The sequence below is a fragment of the Paraburkholderia aspalathi genome (assembly GCF_905220735.1).
Taxonomy (GTDB): domain Bacteria; phylum Pseudomonadota; class Gammaproteobacteria; order Burkholderiales; family Burkholderiaceae; genus Paraburkholderia; species Paraburkholderia aspalathi.
Window position 1 is genome coordinate 84,489 of record NZ_CAJNBA010000010.1, and the last position, 17,837, is coordinate 102,325.

General features: G+C 62.5%; 23 protein-coding genes. 1 reads left to right on the top strand and 22 read right to left on the bottom strand.

Annotated elements, in window-relative coordinates:
• The first annotated feature begins 4 nt into the window (after positions 1-4).
• Entirely contained in the window at positions 5-1,228 is a 1,224-nt protein-coding gene (locus KHO30_RS34450; RefSeq protein WP_054036636.1) for a Do family serine endopeptidase, read from the top strand.
• 106 nt (positions 1,229-1,334) lie between these two features.
• On the opposite strand, the gene tatC is transcribed toward KHO30_RS34450, so the two are convergent.
• From tatC to KHO30_RS34560, 22 genes are all read right to left on the bottom strand, one after another.
• Positions 1,335-2,114 carry a twin-arginine translocase subunit TatC gene (gene tatC / locus KHO30_RS34455; protein WP_054036635.1) on the bottom strand — a complete coding sequence of 260 codons (780 nt, stop codon included), beginning with the start codon at positions 2,112-2,114 and terminating at the stop codon, positions 1,335-1,337.
• Between the two features lie 34 nt (positions 2,115-2,148).
• Positions 2,149-2,667: a Sec-independent protein translocase protein TatB gene (gene tatB / locus KHO30_RS34460; RefSeq protein ID WP_211703561.1), complete on the bottom strand. Its 519-nt coding sequence runs from the start codon at positions 2,665-2,667 to the stop codon at positions 2,149-2,151.
• 39 nt (positions 2,668-2,706) lie between these two features.
• Positions 2,707-2,946, bottom strand: coding sequence for a Sec-independent protein translocase subunit TatA (tatA, locus tag KHO30_RS34465; protein WP_093643459.1), 240 nt, complete (start codon positions 2,944-2,946; stop codon positions 2,707-2,709).
• 267 nt (positions 2,947-3,213) lie between these two features.
• Positions 3,214-3,579: a histidine triad nucleotide-binding protein gene (locus tag KHO30_RS34470; protein ID WP_012434499.1), complete on the bottom strand. Its 366-nt coding sequence runs from the start codon at positions 3,577-3,579 to the stop codon at positions 3,214-3,216.
• A gap of 82 nt (positions 3,580-3,661) precedes the next feature.
• Positions 3,662-4,057 carry a DUF4870 family protein gene (locus KHO30_RS34475; protein ID WP_063497496.1) on the bottom strand — a complete coding sequence of 132 codons (396 nt, stop codon included), beginning with the start codon at positions 4,055-4,057 and terminating at the stop codon, positions 3,662-3,664.
• Positions 4,058-4,163: 106 nt separating this feature from the next.
• The gene (locus KHO30_RS34480) at positions 4,164-4,556 is read right to left on the bottom strand and encodes a phosphoribosyl-ATP diphosphatase (protein WP_211703562.1); all 393 of its coding nucleotides are present in this window, start codon (positions 4,554-4,556) and stop codon (positions 4,164-4,166) included.
• Entirely contained in the window at positions 4,553-4,963 is a 411-nt protein-coding gene (hisI, locus tag KHO30_RS34485; RefSeq protein WP_200566042.1) for a phosphoribosyl-AMP cyclohydrolase, read from the bottom strand. The genes KHO30_RS34480 and hisI overlap by 4 nt, the downstream gene beginning before the upstream one ends.
• A 1-nt stretch (position 4,964) precedes the next feature.
• Positions 4,965-5,738, bottom strand: coding sequence for an imidazole glycerol phosphate synthase subunit HisF (hisF, locus tag KHO30_RS34490; RefSeq protein WP_054036627.1), 774 nt, complete (start codon positions 5,736-5,738; stop codon positions 4,965-4,967).
• 228 nt (positions 5,739-5,966) lie between these two features.
• A complete protein-coding gene (hisA, locus tag KHO30_RS34495; protein WP_054036624.1) occupies positions 5,967-6,719 on the bottom strand; it encodes a 1-(5-phosphoribosyl)-5-[(5-phosphoribosylamino)methylideneamino]imidazole-4-carboxamide isomerase in 753 nt (250 codons plus the stop codon).
• A gap of 214 nt (positions 6,720-6,933) precedes the next feature.
• Positions 6,934-7,575 carry an imidazole glycerol phosphate synthase subunit HisH gene (gene hisH / locus KHO30_RS34500; RefSeq protein WP_211703563.1) on the bottom strand — a complete coding sequence of 214 codons (642 nt, stop codon included), beginning with the start codon at positions 7,573-7,575 and terminating at the stop codon, positions 6,934-6,936.
• Positions 7,572-8,192, bottom strand: a complete 621-nt coding sequence (locus KHO30_RS34505) for a MarC family protein (protein WP_054036621.1) — start codon at positions 8,190-8,192, stop codon at positions 7,572-7,574. Before KHO30_RS34505 ends, hisH begins: the two co-directional genes overlap by 4 nt.
• 59 nt (positions 8,193-8,251) lie before the next feature.
• Positions 8,252-8,839 (bottom strand): imidazoleglycerol-phosphate dehydratase HisB, encoded by a 588-nt coding sequence (hisB, locus tag KHO30_RS34510; protein ID WP_054036619.1) that lies wholly within the window; start codon positions 8,837-8,839, stop codon positions 8,252-8,254.
• Between the two features lie 114 nt (positions 8,840-8,953).
• Positions 8,954-10,024 carry a histidinol-phosphate transaminase gene (hisC, locus tag KHO30_RS34515; RefSeq protein WP_211703564.1) on the bottom strand — a complete coding sequence of 357 codons (1,071 nt, stop codon included), beginning with the start codon at positions 10,022-10,024 and terminating at the stop codon, positions 8,954-8,956.
• A 182-nt stretch (positions 10,025-10,206) separates the two neighbouring features.
• Positions 10,207-11,529 (bottom strand): histidinol dehydrogenase, encoded by a 1,323-nt coding sequence (hisD, locus tag KHO30_RS34520; RefSeq protein ID WP_200619824.1) that lies wholly within the window; start codon positions 11,527-11,529, stop codon positions 10,207-10,209.
• A gap of 60 nt (positions 11,530-11,589) precedes the next feature.
• The gene (hisG, locus tag KHO30_RS34525; RefSeq protein ID WP_093643445.1) at positions 11,590-12,285 is read right to left on the bottom strand and encodes an ATP phosphoribosyltransferase; all 696 of its coding nucleotides are present in this window, start codon (positions 12,283-12,285) and stop codon (positions 11,590-11,592) included.
• The gene (gene murA / locus KHO30_RS34530; RefSeq protein WP_372342006.1) at positions 12,282-13,637 is read right to left on the bottom strand and encodes a UDP-N-acetylglucosamine 1-carboxyvinyltransferase; all 1,356 of its coding nucleotides are present in this window, start codon (positions 13,635-13,637) and stop codon (positions 12,282-12,284) included. The genes hisG and murA overlap by 4 nt, the downstream gene beginning before the upstream one ends.
• Positions 13,638-13,655: 18 nt before the next feature.
• Positions 13,656-13,895 (bottom strand): BolA family protein, encoded by a 240-nt coding sequence (locus tag KHO30_RS34535; RefSeq protein WP_054036615.1) that lies wholly within the window; start codon positions 13,893-13,895, stop codon positions 13,656-13,658.
• A gap of 15 nt (positions 13,896-13,910) precedes the next feature.
• Positions 13,911-14,666, bottom strand: a complete 756-nt coding sequence (locus KHO30_RS34540; RefSeq protein WP_093643443.1) for an ABC transporter permease — start codon at positions 14,664-14,666, stop codon at positions 13,911-13,913.
• Complete coding sequence (locus KHO30_RS34545; protein WP_200619825.1) at positions 14,663-15,595, bottom strand: ABC transporter ATP-binding protein; 933 nt, start codon at positions 15,593-15,595, stop codon at positions 14,663-14,665. The genes KHO30_RS34540 and KHO30_RS34545 overlap by 4 nt, the downstream gene beginning before the upstream one ends.
• A gap of 170 nt (positions 15,596-15,765) precedes the next feature.
• Positions 15,766-16,059: an STAS domain-containing protein gene (locus KHO30_RS34550; RefSeq protein ID WP_093643439.1), complete on the bottom strand. Its 294-nt coding sequence runs from the start codon at positions 16,057-16,059 to the stop codon at positions 15,766-15,768.
• Positions 16,056-16,688 (bottom strand): MlaC/ttg2D family ABC transporter substrate-binding protein, encoded by a 633-nt coding sequence (locus tag KHO30_RS34555; RefSeq protein ID WP_200619826.1) that lies wholly within the window; start codon positions 16,686-16,688, stop codon positions 16,056-16,058. The genes KHO30_RS34550 and KHO30_RS34555 overlap by 4 nt, the downstream gene beginning before the upstream one ends.
• A 118-nt stretch (positions 16,689-16,806) precedes the next feature.
• Positions 16,807-17,826, bottom strand: a complete 1,020-nt coding sequence (locus KHO30_RS34560; protein WP_211703565.1) for an MlaA family lipoprotein — start codon at positions 17,824-17,826, stop codon at positions 16,807-16,809.
• Between the last annotated feature and the right edge of the window lie 11 nt (positions 17,827-17,837).

The window sequence follows — 17,837 nt, forward strand, 5'->3', positions numbered from 1 at the left end:
TCAGATGCTTAGACGCTTTTGGCTGTTCTTTGCCCAAGCGGTGACTGTGCTGTTGGCGCTGATGTTCATCATTGCGACCCTCAAACCGCAGTGGCTCCAGCGTCAAGGGCAATTCGGCAAGCAACTCGCCGAACCGATCGTCGCCCTTCGGGAAGTGGCGCCAGGCATCGGCACGGGTCCTGCACAGGCGTCGTATGCAGACGCCGCGCAAAAGGCCATGCCCGCGGTCGTCAATGTCTTCTCCAGCAAGGATGGCTCGCTGCCACCCGACCCACGCGCGAAAGATCCGCTGTTCCGCTACTTCTTCGGCGACAAGAACAAAGGCAAGCAGCAGGAGCAACCCGCGTCGAATCTCGGCTCTGGGGTGATAGTGAGTTCGGAAGGTTACATTCTAACGAACCAGCACGTCGTGGACGGCGCCGATCAGATCGAAATCGCGCTCGCCGACGGCCGCACCACCAATGCCAAGGTGATCGGCGTCGATCCTGAGACCGATCTGGCCGTACTGAAGGTCAACATGACCAACCTGCCCACCATCACGCTCGGCCGCATGGACCAGACGCGCGTGGGCGACGTGGTGCTGGCGATCGGCAATCCGTTCGGCGTCGGCCAGACGGTGACCATGGGCATTGTCAGCGCGCTGGGGCGCAATCACCTCGGCATCAACACCTTCGAAAACTTCATTCAAACCGACGCGGCCATCAACCCCGGCAACTCGGGCGGTGCGCTGGTCGACGTGAACGGCAATCTGCTCGGCATCAATACCGCCATCTATTCACGCTCGGGCGGCTCGCTCGGCATCGGCTTTGCGATTCCGGTCTCGACCGCGCGCAGCGTGCTGGAGAGCATCATCACGACGGGCTCGGTCACGCGCGGCTGGATCGGCGTGGAGCCGCAGGACGTGACGCCGGAAATCGCCGAATCGTTCGGGCTCGAGCAGAAGTCGGGCGCGATTGTCGCGGGCGTGCTGAAGAACGGTCCGGCCGACCGTGCGGGTATCAAGCCGGGCGACATCCTGGTGAGCGTGAACGGCCAGGAGATCACCGACACCACGCGCCTGTTGAACGTCATTGCGCAGATCAAGCCGGGCACGGCGGCGAAGGTTCATCTGGTGCGCAAGAGCCACGAGATGGATCTGGAAGTGACGATCGGCAAGCGCCCGCCTCCGCCGAAGCAACCGGCCGAGGACAACGGCGGCGGCGATCAGCAGGACGACGACGGCGGTTGATAGTGCGAGAGGCGTTGCGGTTATTGATGCGCGCAACGCCGTCGCCAAACAAAAAGGGCAGTCCGTGATGGACTGCCCTTTTTTGTTTGTCTCTCTGTGCTGCCGTTCAACCTGGCGGACTATCTTCCGCAATCACAGGTTTTTGCTTGCCGACAATCAAGCGCGCCGCGATGATGCCCGCCTCGTACAGCACGATCAGCGGAATCGCCAGAATCAGCTGCGAGAACACATCCGGCGGCGTCACCACCGCCGAAATCACGAACGCGCCCACGATCACATACGGACGGATTTCCTTGAGCTTCTTGATGGTCAGCACGTTCATGCGGACCAGCAGCACCACGACAATCGGCACTTCGAACGTCACGCCGAACGCAAGGAACATGGTGAGCACGAAGCTCAGGTAGTTATCGATATCGGTGGTCATCTCCGCGCCGAGCGGCGCGTTGTAGTGCGCCATCACGCGAAAGATGGTCGGAAACACTACGAAGTACGCGAACGCCATGCCGCACAGGAACAGCGTGTAGCTGCTGCCCACCAGCGGCCCGACCAGCTTCTTCTCGTGCTGATACAGACCCGGCGCAACGAACGCCCAGATCTGGTACAGCACGATCGGCAGCGCGATCACGAAGGCGACGAGCATGGTCACCTTCATCGGCACGAAGAACGAACCGGTGACGTCGGTGACGATCATCTTGCCGTCCTTCGGCAGATTCTGCATCAAGGGCCGCGCCAGCAGCCGGAAGATATCCGGCGCCCAATACACGAGCCCGACAAACACCACGATGACGGCAAGGCCGGCGCGGATGATACGGTCGCGCAGTTCAACGAGGTGGGAAATGAAGGTCTCTTCAGTGCCTTCGTCCTGGGTTTGCTGGGGGTCGCTCACACCGGCCCTCGGTTAGAGATTGTCGTTCTGATCATCAGAAAAACCGCGTCGGACGACGCATGGTGGCCGGCGTATGCCGCGCCACGCGCGCCGCGCCCGACTGCACACGCGTGCGGTGCGTGGTGGCGCGCTTGTACCAGGTGGGCATGGCGGTCTGCTTGACGCGCCAGTTCTTGCGCTTGGGGCCTGACGGTGGCGTGCTGGTCTGCCACGGCGAATTGCTGACATCTTCCAGCGCGCCGCCGGCAATGCTCGGCGACACCGACGTGCCGCTATTCCAAGCGTCGTTCAGTTCCGTTTCGTGCTTGCGCAGATTGTCCTGAACGTTCGTTTCGACGTTGCTCGCCGCCGCTTCGAACTCGGTCTTCATGCGACGCAATTCGTCGAGTTCGATTTCGCGGGTGACTTCGGCCTTCACGTCGTTGATATACCGCTGCGCGCGGCCGAACAGCGCGCCGGCCGTGCGGGCAACGCGAGGCAGGCGCTCAGGCCCGAGTACGACCAGCGCGACGACGCCGATCAGCGCCATCTTGGTTAGACCGAGGTCCAGCATGAAGTGAAGTGTCCGTCAGTAACGCGGTTGGGCCGCGGCTTAGCGGTAATCGCCGGAACGCGGCGTCTTTTCCTTCGCATCCACATCTACCGCGCCATTGCGCGGCAGTTCGCGCTGCTGCGCTTCGCCTGCGGGCGTTTCGGCTTCCTTCATGCCTTCCTTGAAGCCCTTCACCGCGCCACCCAGATCGGTGCCGATATTGCGCAGCTTCTTCGTGCCGAACACGAGCGCCACGATCAGCAACACGATCAGCCAATGCCAAATGCTCAACGAACCCATGACTACTCTCCTTAACCCCGACACCGCACGTGATGCGGCAAAACTCGTGCGCCTTGCGGCGTGAATCGAAGCGCGTACGCTCCATCTATACGTTGCCGCGAGCTGTTTCGATTCAACCCACGACACGGTGTGCCATTGTGACCTGACGATCGCGTCGGCGTCGTTACAGTGCAGCAAAAAAACGGCCCTGCTATTCTCAACGGCCAAAACTCGCTGCGCGCCTCGCAGCTCGCGGTTATTTACGAGCCCGCTCTATCAGCCCGCCCGTCAGCCCATGCGCTGCCACGGACGCGGCCCGGCGAGGATGTGCGCATGCAGGTGATACACCTCTTGGCCACCGCCCGGCCCCGTATTGATGACCGTACGAAAACCGGTTTCGCCGCCGGTGTACGCCACGCCCAGCTGGTCGGCCAGACGCGCCACCAGAACAAGCATTCTACCAAGCAGCGGTGCGTCGCTTTCGGTGCAATTCGATAGCGTGGCGATGTGTTTGCGGGGAATCACCAGCACGTGCGTTTCAGCGGCCGGACGAATATCACGGAAGGCAACGAATTCGTCGTCTTCATGGACTTTGGTCGACGGAATCTCGCCGGCGGCGATCTTGCAGAACAGGCAGTTCGGGTCGTGGCTCATCGTATTCCTGACACAGTATGGCTAGAGCGCGAAGCGTGATGCGGCACGGCTCATATCCGGCCCGGCCGCAGCCGGACCCAACTCAGAACCAGCCACGCGGGTTCGCGAGCGGCTTGTTATCGTACAGATACAGCCAGCCTTTGATAATACGGTACAACATCCAGATGCTGACGGCCCACAGAACCGGAATGCCGATCACCACGAACAGCAGCACACCGCCGATCGCATAACCCAGCAAGGCCATCCAGAACGAGCGGATCTGCCACTCGAAATGCGCTTCGTAGGGCGTGCCCACCACATCGGGCCGCTTCACGTAGTTGATGATGATCGCGATCAGAATCGTCAGACCACCCGTCAGCCAATGAACCGCATACAGCGCGTACAGCACGTGGGTGAGCGTGCGCAGACTGCGTTCGCGCTCTGGCTCGATCGCGTTGCGGTAGACCGGCGGCGGATAATTTCCTTGCGACTGTTCCATGCTTGCGTCCTCCCGAGGATGCGATCCTGTTCGTTCAGTGCAATGTGGGTGCCGACGTTCGCCACTTCAAGACACGGCTGACAAGGTAGCGACAAGGCGGCGACAATCAGTCGCCGTTCTCTTCGCGCTCGCGGCTCTTGCGCAGCGCCTTCTCCTCGATGCCCGACAGGCCTTCACGGCGCTCGAGTTCGGCAAGGACGTCCGCCGGGCTCAGGTCGAAATGCGACAGCATCACGAGGCAGTGGAACCAGAGGTCCGCCACTTCGCCGACCAGCGCTTTCGGCGCGCCGCCGTGGCGGGTGTCTTTGGCGGCCAGCACGACTTCGGTGGCCTCTTCGCCGATCTTCTTGAGAATCGCGTCATCGCCTTTGTGGAACAGGCGTGACACGTACGAGATGTCCGGATCGCCGCCCTTGCGGCTGTCGATGATGGCCGCGAGGCGCAGCAGCGTGTCCTTAGTGGACGAAGCCGAGTCGGTGGATTGCGTGGATTGCGTCATTTGTAGATGTGTTCGGGGTCTTTCAGCACGGGATCGACGGCGACCCAGTCGCCATCTTCAACCGTGCCTTCGAATTTCTGGAAAAAGCACGAGTGGCGGCCGGTGTGGCACGCAATGCCCGACACCTGCTCGACCTTCAGCAGCACGACGTCTTCGTCGCAATCGAGCCGCACTTCATGCACATGCTGCACGTGACCGGACTCTTCGCCCTTGAACCACAAGCGTTGGCGCGAGCGCGAGAAATACACCGCGCGGCCGGTTTCGACGGTTTTCGCCAGGGCTTCGCGGTTCATCCACGCGAACATCAGCACGTCGTTGGTCGACGCTTCCTGCGCGATCACCGGCACGAGGCCGTTCGCGTCCCACCGGACCTTGTCGAGCCACTCTACTGCCGAGGAATTCACCACGTCACAACCTCACCGAAATGCCTTGATCGGCCATGAAGCGCTTGGCCTCGCCCACGGTGTGTTCGCCGTAGTGGAAGATGCTGGCGGCGAGCACTGCGTCCGCGTGGCCACTCTTGATGCCGTCGGCCAGATGCTGCAGCGAGCCGACACCACCCGAGGCGATCACCGGAATCGACACCGCGTCGGACACCGCCCGCGTGAGCGCGAGATCGAAGCCGCTCTTGGTGCCGTCGCGGTCCATGCTGGTCAGCAGGATTTCTCCGGCGCCCAGTTCGGCCATCTTGCGCGCCCATTCGACAGCTTCGAGGCCGGTGGCCTTGCGCCCGCCGTGCGTGAAGACTTCCCAGCGCGGCGGTTCGCCGTCCGCGGAGACGCGCTTCGCGTCGATGGCGACGACGATGCATTGCGAGCCGTATTTGTCCGTCGCGTCGCGCACGAGTTGCGGATTCGCAACCGCCGACGAGTTCATGCTGATCTTGTCCGCGCCCGCGTTCAACAGCCGCCGCACGTCTTCGACAGCGCGCACGCCGCCGCCGACCGTCAGCGGAATGAACACCTGGGAAGCGACCGCTTCGATGATCGGCAGAATCAGATCGCGCTGGTCGGAGGTGGCGGTGATGTCAAGGAAGGTCAGTTCGTCGGCGCCCTGATCGTCGTAGCGGCGCGCAATTTCGACCGGGTCGCCCGCATCGCGCAGTTCGACGAAGTTGACGCCCTTGACCACGCGGCCAGCCGTGACGTCGAGACAGGGGATGATGCGTTTAGCTAGAGCCATAATCGTGCAATTCTGCCAATACCGCTGATGAGGCCGCTCGCCTGAATCTTCACGAGCGGCACTGTGCCGGCGCTGCTCGCCGCGTCAGGCCGCAAGCCGGAAATGTGCCGAAGACACCAGCTGGCGGCTTGACGCGCTTTCGGGACACGCCGTTGCGTCCGCTTTTAAAGTCCGAAGTCCGCTGCTGCGTCGATTCCGGGCCGATCGCGACGCTTCGAACCAAGAGCCTTAAGCGTCGTCCGATTCGCGCAACCGGTCGGCGAGGGTTTGCGCCGCTGCGAAGTCCAGATCGCCCGAGTAGATTGCCCGGCCGCAGATTACGCCTTCGATGCCTTCGTCTTCGACTTCGCACAGCGACTCGATGTCCGCGAGGTTCGACAAACCGCCGCTCGCGATCACCGGAATCTTCACCGCGCGGGCGAGGCGCACCGTGGCTTCGATGTTGATGCCCTGAAGCATGCCGTCGCGGCCGATGTCGGTGTAGATGATCGACTCGCAGCCGTAATCCTCGAACTTGCGCGCCAGATCGGCCACTTCATGGCCGGTCAGCTTGCTCCAGCCGTCGGTCGCGACCTTGCCGTCTTTCGCGTCCAGACCGACGATGATATGGCCGCCGAAAGCCGTGCACGCATCCTGCAGGAAGCCGGGATTCTTCACCGCCGCCGTGCCGATGATGACGTACGACAAACCGTCGTCCAGATAGCGCTCGATCGTGTTCAGATCGCGGATGCCGCCGCCCAGCTGGACGGGAATCTCACCACCCACTTCCTCGATGATCGCGCGAATCGCGTCTTCATTTTTCGGCTTGCCGGCGAACGCGCCATTCAGGTCGACGAGGTGCAGACGGCGGGCGCCGCGATCGACCCAATGCCGGGCCATCGCCGCCGGTTCCTCGGAAAATATCGTCGCCTGGTCCATATCGCCCTGTTTGAGGCGTACACAGTGACCATCTTTCAGGTCGATGGCGGGAATCAGCAGCATAGCAATCGGGTGTTGTCTGGGAGGTGGTTGAAGGTCGGCGGCAGCGGCTGACAAGCCAGCTCGCCATAACGCCGTTTCGCTAGTTTAGTACAACTCTTTCGACGCCCTTGCGGAGCGCCGTAGTGAAGCGAAATCGTCTTGCTGCGGTTGTGGCGCACGGCCGACGCTCCGCGTGTGGCGGAACGGCGTTGGGAAACAGGATGAAGAAAGGCGCTCACGGGTTCCAGTGCACGAAGTTGCGATACACGCGCAGCCCCGCTTCGGCGCTCTTTTCCGGGTGGAATTGGGTCGCGAAGATGTTATCCCGCGCCACCGCCGAGGTAAAGGGCACACCGTACACCGTTTCGCCCGAGGTATGGGCGGCGTTGTCCGGCACGACGTAGTAGCTGTGCACGAAGTAGAAGAACGCGTTATCCGCGACGCCGTCCCACAATGGATGCGGCTGCGCTTGACGCACGCGGTTCCAGCCCATTTGCGGGACCTTGAAGCGCGAGCCGTCGTCCTGCACCTGGCCTTCCAGATCGAAGCGCAGCACCTTGCCGGGCAACAGGCCAAGACCGGGCGTAGCGCCCTCGGCGCTCCAGTCGAACAGCATCTGCTCGCCGACGCACACGCCCATCAGCGGCTTGCTGCGCGAGGCTTCGATAACCGCCTCCTGCAGGCCGGATTCGGCCAGACTGCGCATGCAGTCGGGCATGGCGCCCTGGCCGGGCAGCACCACACGGTCGGCCGAGCGGATCGCTTCGGGCTGATCGACGATCGCCACGTCCGCTTCCGGCGCAGCTTTGCGCAATGCCTGGGCAACCGAGCGCAGGTTGCCCATTCCGTAATCCACAATCGCTATCGAAGTTTTCATTTCAAGTTAGGCAGCAATGCCTTCAATCCATCGACGATGAATTCCACCGCCAGCGCCGATAACATCAAACCCATGAGCCGCGTACCGATGTTGATACCCGTGCGACCGACCCAGCGGGCAATCGGTTCAGCGAGGCGCAGCGAAAAAAAGCAGATCGCCGCCAGCACCGCACCGATCGCGACGAGGCTCAGCCGGTCGTACCAGTGCGCCGAGCCGGCCGCATAAATGATCGTGGTGCTGATCGCGCCCGGGCCGGTCAACAGCGGAATCGCCAGCGGTACAACCGCGATGTTGTTTTTCTGCTCGGCCTCATCGCGCTCTTCCGCCGTCGAACGGCTGTTGCCGATCTGCGCGTTCAGCATGTTGATAGCCATCAGCAACATGATGATCCCGCCGCCCACTTCGAGCGAGCCGACCGAAATGCCGAAGAAGCTGATGATCTGCTGCCCGAGCAGCGTGGTCACCGCAATCACGCAGAACACCGAAATTGCCGCGATGCGGATCGTTCTACGCCGCTCGGCGTCGCTCTGAAGCGCCGTCAGGCTCATAAAGAACGGGATGGCGCCGACCGGGTTGATCAACGCCAGCAGCGAAATAAACGACTTCAGAATATCCATCGCACACCGGGTGCGGGCAAGCGCAGCCGGTCCTGGTCACGAGGCTGGTAAATGAGCGCTTAAAGGCTGCCCTTGGTCGACGGAATCTGTCCCGCCGCGCGTTCGTCCATCTCGACGGCCATGCGCAATGCACGTCCGAACGCCTTGAACACCGTTTCCATCTGGTGATGGGCGTTCAGGCCGCGCAGGTTGTCGATATGCAGCGTGACGCCGGCGTGATTGACGAAGCCGCGGAAAAATTCGATGGAGAGATCGACGTCGAACGTGCCGATGCGCGCTCGCGTGAACGGCACATGGAATTCGAGACCCGGGCGTCCGGAAAAATCGATCACGACGCGCGACAGCGCTTCGTCGAGCGGCACGTAAGAATGACCGTAGCGGCGGATGCCCTTGCGGTCGCCAATTGCCTTCGCGACAGCCTGGCCAAGCGTGATGCCGACGTCTTCGACCGTGTGGTGGTCGTCGATTTCGAGGTCGCCATGCGCTTCGATGTCGAGATCGAACAAGCCGTGTCGTGCGATCTGGTCGAGCATGTGATCAAGAAACGGCACACCGGTGGCCAGCTTCTGCTGACCGGTGCCGTCCAGATTGATCTTCACACGGATCTGCGTTTCGCTTGTGTTGCGAACGACTTCCGCAAGGCGCATGGTAATTCCTCGAATCTAGCTAGAAAGCGATAGTAGTGTGGGATGGGAACACGGCGGACCGCGCGCACTTTTCGCAGTACGGAAAAGCGCTCACGCGGCCATTCAGCTCGCCGTTCAGTGCAGCACGAGTTTCAGTCCAGCGATCAATTGGGCGTTTTCTTCGGGCGAACCGACGGTCAAACGCACGCAATTGACCAGCAATGGATGCATTTTACTCACGTTTTTGATCAAAACCCGTGCTGCCAGCAGCGTTTCGAACATAACGGATGCGTCAGGCACCCGCACTAGCAGGAAGTTGCCGGCGCTCGGGAACACTTCGGCGCCCGGCAATTGGGCCACGGCCTGCGCGAGTTTCGTGCGTTCTTCGCGCAGTTGCTCGGCCTGGGCGTCGAGCACGTCGACATGGTCGAGCAGGAAATCGGCCGCCGCTTGCGTCAGCACGTTGGTGTTGTAGGGCGGCCGCACCTTGTCGAATTCGGTGAGCCAGGCGGGCTTGCCGACCAGATAACCCAGGCGGATGCCGGCCAGACCGAGCTTGGACACCGTACGCATCACGACGACGTTGTCGAACGCATCGGCGCGCGGCAGCCAGCTTTGCTGCGCAAACGGCTGGTAGGCCTCGTCGATCACCACCAGGCTTTTGTTCGCCGCGGCGATGATGCGCTCCATATCCGCGTCGTCGTACAGCGTGCCGGTCGGGTTGTTCGGATAGGCCAGATAGATGACCGCCGGTTCATGCTCGGCGATCGCCGCCAGCATCGCTTCGGTGTCGAGCGTGAAATCGGGCTTCAGCGGCACACCGATGAATTCCAGATTCGCCAGCTTCGCCGACATCTGATACATGACGAAACCCGGCATCGGCGCGAGCACCTTGGCGCCCGGCTTCGCGCACGCCACCGACACCATGCTGATGATTTCATCCGAGCCGTTGCCGAGCAGTACGTCGCAACCCGCGGGCACACCCATCACGCGCTTGATCTTTTCGATCAGCGCTTCCGGGCGCGGCGCCGGGTAGCGGTTCAGCGCGACGCCGGCCAGATGCTCGCCCAGATGGGCGGCGAGCACCGGCGGCAGCGAAAACGGATTTTCCATCGCATCGAGCTTGATATAGCCCGTGGCGTCCGGAACCGGGTAGCTCGTCATCGCGAGCACGTCGCGGCGGATGATGTCTTGAGGTGTCGTCATAAGTCAGTGGACCGGGCCGCACGGGAGACGCCGGCCGGGAATCGGCGGCTTGCGGACTGCCCAAGGTTGGTCTGTATTGTCGTTATTTAACGGGAAACCGCGCGTAATCCGTCGCCAGAGTTTGCGGACACCGGTTCGATGCCCGCCCGCTCCGTACTCCGGCTTGTTGCGGTCAGCCGCGCTTAGCCGTTCTGCCGCATCCGGTATTCAGCGCTGCGGGCATGCGCCTGCAGGCCTTCGCCGTAAGCGAGTTCGGCGGCGATCTCGCCAAGCGTCTGCGCGCCTTCCGCACTGACCTCGATCACGCTCGAACGCTTGAAGAAATCGTAAACGCCGAGCGGTGACGAGAACCGTGCGGTACGCGACGTAGGCAGCACGTGATTCGGCCCCGCGCAGTAGTCGCCGAGGCTTTCACTGGTGTAGCGGCCGAGAAAGATCGCGCCGGCATGGCGGATCAGCTGGCCCCATTGATGCGGTTCCAGCGCGGAGATTTCGAGGTGTTCCGGGGCGATGTCGTTGGCGATCGCGCAGGCTTCGGCCATATCGCGCACCTTGATCAACGCACCGCGGCCTTCGAGCGATGCGCGGATCACGTCCTGGCGCGGCATGGTCGGCAGCAATTCGTTGATCGCATCACGCACGCGGGCGATGAATGCATCGTCCGGGCACAGCAGGATGGATTGCGCGAGCTCGTCGTGCTCGGCTTGCGAGAACAGGTCCATCGCGATCCAGCGCGGGTCCGTCGTACCGTCGCACAGCACAAGAATCTCCGACGGCCCGGCGATCATGTCGATGCCGACCGTGCCGAACACCCGGCGCTTGGCCGACGCGACGTAGGCGTTGCCGGGGCCGCAGATCTTATCGACTGCGGGCACCGTTTCCGTGCCGTACGCCAATGCGCCCACCGCCTGTGCGCCGCCGATCGTGAACACACGATCCACGCCGCCCAGCAAGGCGGCCGCCAGCACTAGCGGATTCTTCACGCCGTCCGGCGTGGGCACGACCATGACGATTTCGCGCACGCCGGCCACCCGCGCCGGAATCGCGTTCATCAGCACCGACGACGGATACGCCGCCTTGCCGCCCGGCACGTAAATACCCGCGCGATCGAGCGGCGTGACCTTCTGGCCGAGCACGGTGCCGTCGGCTTCCGTGTACTGCCAGCTATGGCTGCCGCACTCGATCTTCTGCTTCTCGTGGTAACCGCGCACGCGCGCCGCCGCTGCCTCGAGCGCCGCACGGCGCTTCGGCTCCAGGCCTTCGAGCGCCGCTTCCAGTTCGGACATCGGCAGCTCGAGCGCCGCGACGCTCTTCGCCTCGACGCGGTCGAAGCGGTTCGTGTACTCGAGCACTGCAGCATCGCCGCGTGCCTTCACGTCGTTGAGAATCTGCGCGACCGAGCGCTCGATTGCTTCGTCTTCGCTCGCCTCGAACGCGAGCACCGCGTGCAGCGACTTCTGGAAGTCGGGAGCGCTGGAATCGAGTTTGCGAATCTTGATAGACATACGGGTATCCGTTTCGGTAAGGCGCGCTAAAGCGTGGTCAAACGAGCGTGGTCAAACTTTTCAGGCCGCTGCGCCGGCCTTCGACGCGCGTTCGAACGCATCGAGGATTGGCCGCAGCGCCGCGCGCTTGAGCTTCAGCGCGGCCTGGTTTACAACGAGGCGCGACGAAATCTGCATGATCTCTTCCACCTCGACAAGATTGTTGGCACGCAAGGTATTACCCGAGCTCACCAGGTCGACGATCGCGTCGGCGAGGCCGACCAGCGGCGCCAGTTCCATCGAACCGTAAAGCTTGATCAGGTCGACGTGCACGCCCTTGGCGGCAAAATGCTCACGTGCCGTTTCAACATACTTGGTCGCCACGCGCAGACGTGCGCCCTGGCGCACCGCGTTCGCGTAGTCGAAACCGGCCGCCACCGCGACCGACATCCGGCAACGCGCGATATCCAGATCGACCGGCTGATACAGCCCGCTGCCGCCGTGCTCGAGCAACACGTCTTTGCCGGCCACGCCGAAGTCGGCTGCGCCGTATTCGACGTAGGTCGGCACGTCGGTCGCGCGCACGATGATCACGCGCACGTTCGCGTCCGTGGTGGGCAGAATCAGCTTGCGCGAGGTTTCCGGATCTTCGGCGACTTCAATGCCGGCTGCGGCGAGCAGCGGCAGCGTCTCTTCGAAGATACGCCCTTTCGACAAAGCCAGCGTGAGCGGTGCGCTCACAGCCGGCGACGACGACGTTTGCGGCATCGAACTCATGCCTGGCTCCCCGAGATACGGCGCACCTTGGCGCCGATGGCGTTGAGCTTGGTTTCCATCCGGTCGTAGCCGCGATCCAGGTGATAGATACGGTCGATCAGCGTTTCACCTTCGGCACGCAGCGCGGCGATTACGAGGCTCGCCGACGCACGCAGGTCGGTCGCCATCACCTTCGCGCCGGACAGCTTCTCGACGCCGGTCACAAGCGCGGTGTTGCCGTCGATCGTGATGTTCGCGCCGAGGCGGTTCAACTCCTGCACGTGCATGTAGCGGTTCTCGAAGATCGTCTCGACGACTTGCGAGGTGCCGTCCGCGAGCGTGTTGAGCGCCATGAACTGCGCCTGCATGTCGGTCGGGAACGCCGGATATTCGGACGTGCGGAAGCTCACCGCGCTCGGACGCTTGTCCATACGCACGCGCATCCAGTCTTCGCCCTCTTCGATCGTAACACCGGCTTCGCGCAGCTTTTCGGTTACCGCTTCCAGAATCAGCGGACGTACCTTACGCAATGTGACATCGCCGCCGGCAGCCGCGACCGCGCACAGGAACGTGCCGGCTTCGATACGATCCGGAATCACCGTGTGCTTTGCGCCATGCAGCTTGTCGACGCCCTGGATCACCAGGCGGTCGGTGCCGATGCCTTCGATCTTTGCGCCCATCTCGACCAGCAGATGCGCGAGGTCGCCCACTTCCGGCTCACGCGCGGCGTTCTCGATGACCGTTTCGCCCTCAGCCAGCACCGCTGCCATCAGCAGGTTTTCGGTGCCCGTCACGGTGATCATGTCGGTCACGATGCGCGCACCCTTCAGACGCTTCGCGCGCGCTTCGATGAAGCCGTGCTCGATCGTGATCTCAGCGCCCATGGCCTGCAGACCTTTGATGTGCTGATCCACCGGACGCGCGCCGATTGCGCAGCCGCCCGGCAGCGACACGCGAGCGTGACCGAAGCGCGCGACCAGCGGGCCGAGCACGAGGATCGACGCACGCATGGTTTTCACCATTTCGTACGGCGCGACGAGGTTATCGACCTTCGACGCATCCAGCGACACGCGGCCCTCGCCGCTCTCGATCTGCACGCCCATCTGGCCGAGCAGCTTGAGCATCGTGCGCACGTCCTGCAGGTCGGGCACGTTCTCCAGATGCACCGGCTCCGCGCTCAGCAGACTCGCGCACAGAATCGGCAACGCCGCGTTCTTGGCACCTGAGACGACGACTTCACCCGACAGCGGGTAGCCACCTTCAATGACGAGTTTATCCATGCCTGTCAGTTCCTGATTGACCCGGACTTCAGCCGGGCCCGCTTTGACTGTGTTCGACGCGCCGCTACCGGCGTCGCGCCCTTCTTGAGTAATTCGCACTAAATTTCCAGATTACGCGTTCTGCCATTCGGCGGGCGTCAGCGTCTTCATGCTGAGCGCGTGGATTTCTTCGCGCATGCGGTCGCCGAGCGCCGCATACACGAGTTGATGGCGCTGGATCAGACGCTTGCCTTCGAAGCTCTCGGCAACAATGGTCGCAAAGAAATGCTGACCGTCGCCTTCGACTTCGAGATGCTGGCAAGCGAGCCCAGCCGCGATGTATTGCTTGACCTGTTCGGGAGTCGGCAACATGAGAGATGCTCCTGATCAGTGGCGCAGTTTGTAGCCGGAGGCGAGCATGCGCATCGCCACCACGGCCAGCACCACAAAGAAACCGGCAACGATCGCAAGGCTCACGAGCGGATTGATATCCGACATCCCGAAGAAACCGTAGCGAAAGCCGTCGATCATGTAGAAAAAGGGATTGAGCCGCGACACTTCGCGCCACACCGGTGGCAGCGTATGCGTCGAGTAGAACACGCCCGAGAGGAACGTGAGCGGCATAATCAGAAAGTTTTGAAATGCAGCAAGCTGATCGAACTTTTCGGCCCAGATACCGGCGATCAAACCGAGCGTGCCGAGGATCGCCGCGCCGAAAATCGCGAACGCGATGATGTAAAGCGGCGCGCTGAAGCTGACCGGCACGAACCAGATCGTCACGATGAACACGCCAAAGCCGACCGCAAGACCCCGCGCCACGGCAGCGAGCACATACGCGCCGAACATCTCGTAGTGCGACAACGGCGGCAGCAACACGAACACCAGGTTGCCCGTGATCTTCGACTGGATCAACGAGGACGAGCTATTCGCAAAGGCGTTCTGCAGCACGCTCATCATCACGAGACCGGGAATCAGAAAGCTCGTGTACTCGACGCCCGGATAGACCTGAACGTGACCGCGCAACGCGTGGCCGAAAATCGTCAGATACAGCAGCGCGGTGATGACCGGCGCCAGCACGGTCTGGAACGACACCTTCCAGAAACGCAGGATTTCCTTGTAAAACAGCGTGCGAAAGCCGCTCATGCCAGCCCCTCGATCACTTCCGGACCGTTCATCACCTGAACGAACACATCTTCGAGGTCGGCTTTGCGGACCTCGATTTCTTCGAATGCGCAGCCTGCTGCGCGGCACTGCGCGAGAATGCGCTCGACGTCGTCATAGCTCGCGAGCCGCAGCAGATGCTGCCGGCCATTGCCATTGCCCGTGCCGCTTTCCACTTCGAGCGGACGCAACTCGGCCGGCAACGCGCCTTGCGTAAAGCGCAGGAACAGCTGCATGCCGGCAAAGCGCTGCAGCAGCGTGCTGGTGCGCTCGAGCGCGACGACCTCGCCCCGCCGCAACATCGCGATGCGGTCGCACAGCGATTCGGCTTCTTCCAGATAGTGCGTGGTCAGCACGATCGTGTGGCCTTCGCGATTCAGGCGCGAGATGAATTTCCACAAGGTTTGACGCAGCTCGACGTCGACGCCCGCGGTCGGCTCATCCAGCACGATCACCGGCGGCCGGTGCACCAGCGCCTGCGCCACGAGCACGCGACGCTTCATGCCGCCCGACAGCGCGCGCATGTTGGCGTCGGCTTTCTCGGTGAGGTCGAGATTGGCCATGATCTCGTCGATCCACGCGTCGTTATTGCGCAGCCCGTAGTAGCCGGACTGGATGCGCAAGGTTTCGCGTACCGTGAAGAAGGGATCGAACACGAGTTCCTGCGGCACGACGCCGAGCGCGCGGCGCGCGTCGCGGAAATCGCTGACTACGTCATGGCCACGTACCGCGATGCTGCCTTCATCGGCGCGCGCGAGACCCGCAAGTATGCTGATGAGCGTTGTCTTGCCCGCGCCGTTCGGACCGAGCAGTCCGAAGAACTCACCTTCTTCCACCGTGAGGCTGACGCCCTTGAGCGCCTGCAAGTCCTTGTAGCGCTTCTTGACGTTACGAATTTCTATGGCTGACATGACTGTGGGCCGCGTGCGTCGCGGCGCCTAAAGGAGCCCCGAGGGGGCGCAAAAGTGCTGGAAGGGACGAAATTGGGGCCGGTTATATGCCCCGAAAAACGTTTGATTATAGGGCAAAAATCAGCAGCCCCGGCTCGGCCGGGGCGTTTGGAAGTGACGCTATGGGAGCGTCAATGTCGCGTCGAGATGAGTGTGTCGACGCCGTAGGCTTGTGCAAGGCTGGCGAGACCAGCCGGCAGGTTGACGATCTCGAACGGGGCGCCGCGCGCCTGGGCGGCACGCTCCCACGCGAGCAGGACGGCCAGCGCGGACGAGTCGAATTGCGCGAGCGGCGCGCAATCCACGCCGGTCGCGCCCGCAGCGATGCGCTGCAAACCCGCCTCGAACGCGGCTTTCGCGCTCTCGTGGGTCAGCGTCGCGCCGCTTTCGAAGCGGCTGGCGACGGCGTTCAACACTTCGCTCACGACTGCTTGCCCGAGGCGAGTTGCTGGTTACGCTGCGTGAGGAACTGGATCAGTCCGTCCACGCCCTTCTGCTGGATCTGCTCGTTGAACTGTTGCTGATACGCCTGGATCAGCCACGCGCCGAGCACGTTGATGTCATACACACGCCAGCCGTTCGGCGTCTTGTACAGACGATAGTCGAGTTCGATAGGCGAGCCGTTGTTCATCACCACCGAGCGCACCACCGTGTCGGTGTCGTCCGGGTTCATCCGGAACGGCTTGTACTGGATCTGCTGGTCGCGCACTTGTGCCAACGCGCCCGAATACGTGCGGATCAGCAACATCTTGAACTGCTCGACCACGGCGTTTTGCTGCTCCGGCGTTGCGGTGCGCCAGTTGCGGCCCATCGCCAGTTGCGTGGTGCGGCGGAAATCCGTGTACGGCAGGATCTTTTCGTTGACGAGCTGGGTGATGTGCGAAATGTCGCCTTGCTGGATCGACTTGTCGCTGCGCACCGCATCGATCACCTGCTGCGTGACGGTCTTGATCAGGCCGTCCGGCGAATTGGAGTCCACCGCTTGCGCCGATGCACCGGCACTGGCGAACGAGAACAGCGCTGCGAACAACGGAATCAGGAATAGTTTTTTCATATCGAACCTTGCTTGCCTTAGAAATAGTGCAACCGTTTGAGCCGACATTAACACGCGAGTTCAGCAGCAATCCATGCGCAAACTGCGAGAGTCGTATCGAGGTGTTACGGCCACACGATCAACGCAATTTGAATGACGGGAAGCTGAACCGCGTCGGCGGAACCAGTTGGCCGGCCGGAATCTGCGTCGTTTCCGGACCGCCGTTCAGGTCGAGCGGCGGCGTTTCGGAGCTGCCCGAGGCGGCTTCAGGTGCAGCCGCGGTGCCGGTCGCACCCGAAGCAGCTTGCGGCGGCGTTGCGGCGGTCGCACCGGAGGCCGCCGATGCTTTCGCGGCAGCGCCCTGCGTGCCTGCAGGCGCAGCAGCCGCGCCGCTGTCGACGTCGTCGTACTTCGGCAGCGGTGCTTCATCGCCGTAATTCGGCAGCGACTGCGACTGCTTGCCATCCGACAGCAGATACTGGCGGCGCTGCAGGTACGCATTACGCACGAACGAATACTTGTCCAGCGCTGCGCCTTCCAGCACGTCGCCCGCGTTCAGCAGATTCGCGCGCGTGTTGACCACGTTCAGGCCGTACAGAGCCCAGCTCAGGCCATCCGGGTGAATGTAGCTGAGCGGATTCACATAGTAATTGCCGATCGAACCAACCGCGTCGCGCAGCGTGCTCGGCCCGAACAGCGGCAGCACGAGGTACGGACCCGCCGGCACGCCGTAGTGACCGAGCGTCAGGCCGAGGTCGTTGTCGTGCTTGGGCAGCTTGGCAAGCGTCGCCACGTCGAATAGACCGCCGACGCCGAACACCGTATTGATCACGATCCGCATGATGTCTTCGACGCCGTCGGCGATCTTCAACTGCAGCAGATTGTTTGCCGCGATGTAGACGTCGCCGATATTCGAGAAGAAGTTGGTGACGCTGTCGCGCACCGGCTGCGGCGTGATGAAGACGTAGCCCTTGGCGACCGGCTTCAGCGCGTACTGGTCGAGCTTGTCGTTGACGGTGAAGATGGTGCGGTTCAAGCCCTCGAGCGGATCGCCCTTGGTCGGCGTCTGCACGGTCGAGCAGCCGACGAGCGTAGCGGTCGCGAGCGCAAAGGTCGCTATCTGGACGGTGCGCACGCCTCGTTTGCGTAGGGTCTGCATTTTTATTCTCC

Coding starts and splice junctions, on each gene's coding strand:
- KHO30_RS34535 (WP_054036615.1), bottom strand. CDS start 13,895: ATGTTGCCGACTCCCGAACAGGTCAAGCAATACATCGCGGCTGGGCTC.
- tatB (WP_211703561.1), bottom strand. CDS start 2,667: ATGCTGGACCTCGGTCTAACCAAGATGGCGCTGATCGGCGTCGTCGCG.
- hisG (WP_093643445.1), bottom strand. CDS start 12,285: ATGAGTTCGATGCCGCAAACGTCGTCGTCGCCGGCTGTGAGCGCACCG.
- hisH (WP_211703563.1), bottom strand. CDS start 7,575: ATGAAAACTTCGATAGCGATTGTGGATTACGGAATGGGCAACCTGCGC.
- KHO30_RS34450 (WP_054036636.1), top strand. CDS start 5: ATGCTTAGACGCTTTTGGCTGTTCTTTGCCCAAGCGGTGACTGTGCTG.
- hisA (WP_054036624.1), bottom strand. CDS start 6,719: ATGCTGCTGATTCCCGCCATCGACCTGAAAGATGGTCACTGTGTACGC.
- KHO30_RS34505 (WP_054036621.1), bottom strand. CDS start 8,192: ATGGATATTCTGAAGTCGTTTATTTCGCTGCTGGCGTTGATCAACCCG.
- KHO30_RS34480 (WP_211703562.1), bottom strand. CDS start 4,556: ATGACGCAATCCACGCAATCCACCGACTCGGCTTCGTCCACTAAGGAC.
- KHO30_RS34540 (WP_093643443.1), bottom strand. CDS start 14,666: ATGAGCGGCTTTCGCACGCTGTTTTACAAGGAAATCCTGCGTTTCTGG.
- KHO30_RS34560 (WP_211703565.1), bottom strand. CDS start 17,826: ATGCAGACCCTACGCAAACGAGGCGTGCGCACCGTCCAGATAGCGACC.
- KHO30_RS34555 (WP_200619826.1), bottom strand. CDS start 16,688: ATGAAAAAACTATTCCTGATTCCGTTGTTCGCAGCGCTGTTCTCGTTC.
- tatA (WP_093643459.1), bottom strand. CDS start 2,946: ATGGGTTCGTTGAGCATTTGGCATTGGCTGATCGTGTTGCTGATCGTG.
- hisD (WP_200619824.1), bottom strand. CDS start 11,529: ATGTCTATCAAGATTCGCAAACTCGATTCCAGCGCTCCCGACTTCCAG.
- KHO30_RS34545 (WP_200619825.1), bottom strand. CDS start 15,595: ATGTCAGCCATAGAAATTCGTAACGTCAAGAAGCGCTACAAGGACTTG.
- hisF (WP_054036627.1), bottom strand. CDS start 5,738: ATGGCTCTAGCTAAACGCATCATCCCCTGTCTCGACGTCACGGCTGGC.
- hisC (WP_211703564.1), bottom strand. CDS start 10,024: ATGACGACACCTCAAGACATCATCCGCCGCGACGTGCTCGCGATGACG.
- KHO30_RS34470 (WP_012434499.1), bottom strand. CDS start 3,579: ATGAGCCACGACCCGAACTGCCTGTTCTGCAAGATCGCCGCCGGCGAG.
- hisB (WP_054036619.1), bottom strand. CDS start 8,839: ATGCGCCTTGCGGAAGTCGTTCGCAACACAAGCGAAACGCAGATCCGT.
- KHO30_RS34475 (WP_063497496.1), bottom strand. CDS start 4,057: ATGGAACAGTCGCAAGGAAATTATCCGCCGCCGGTCTACCGCAACGCG.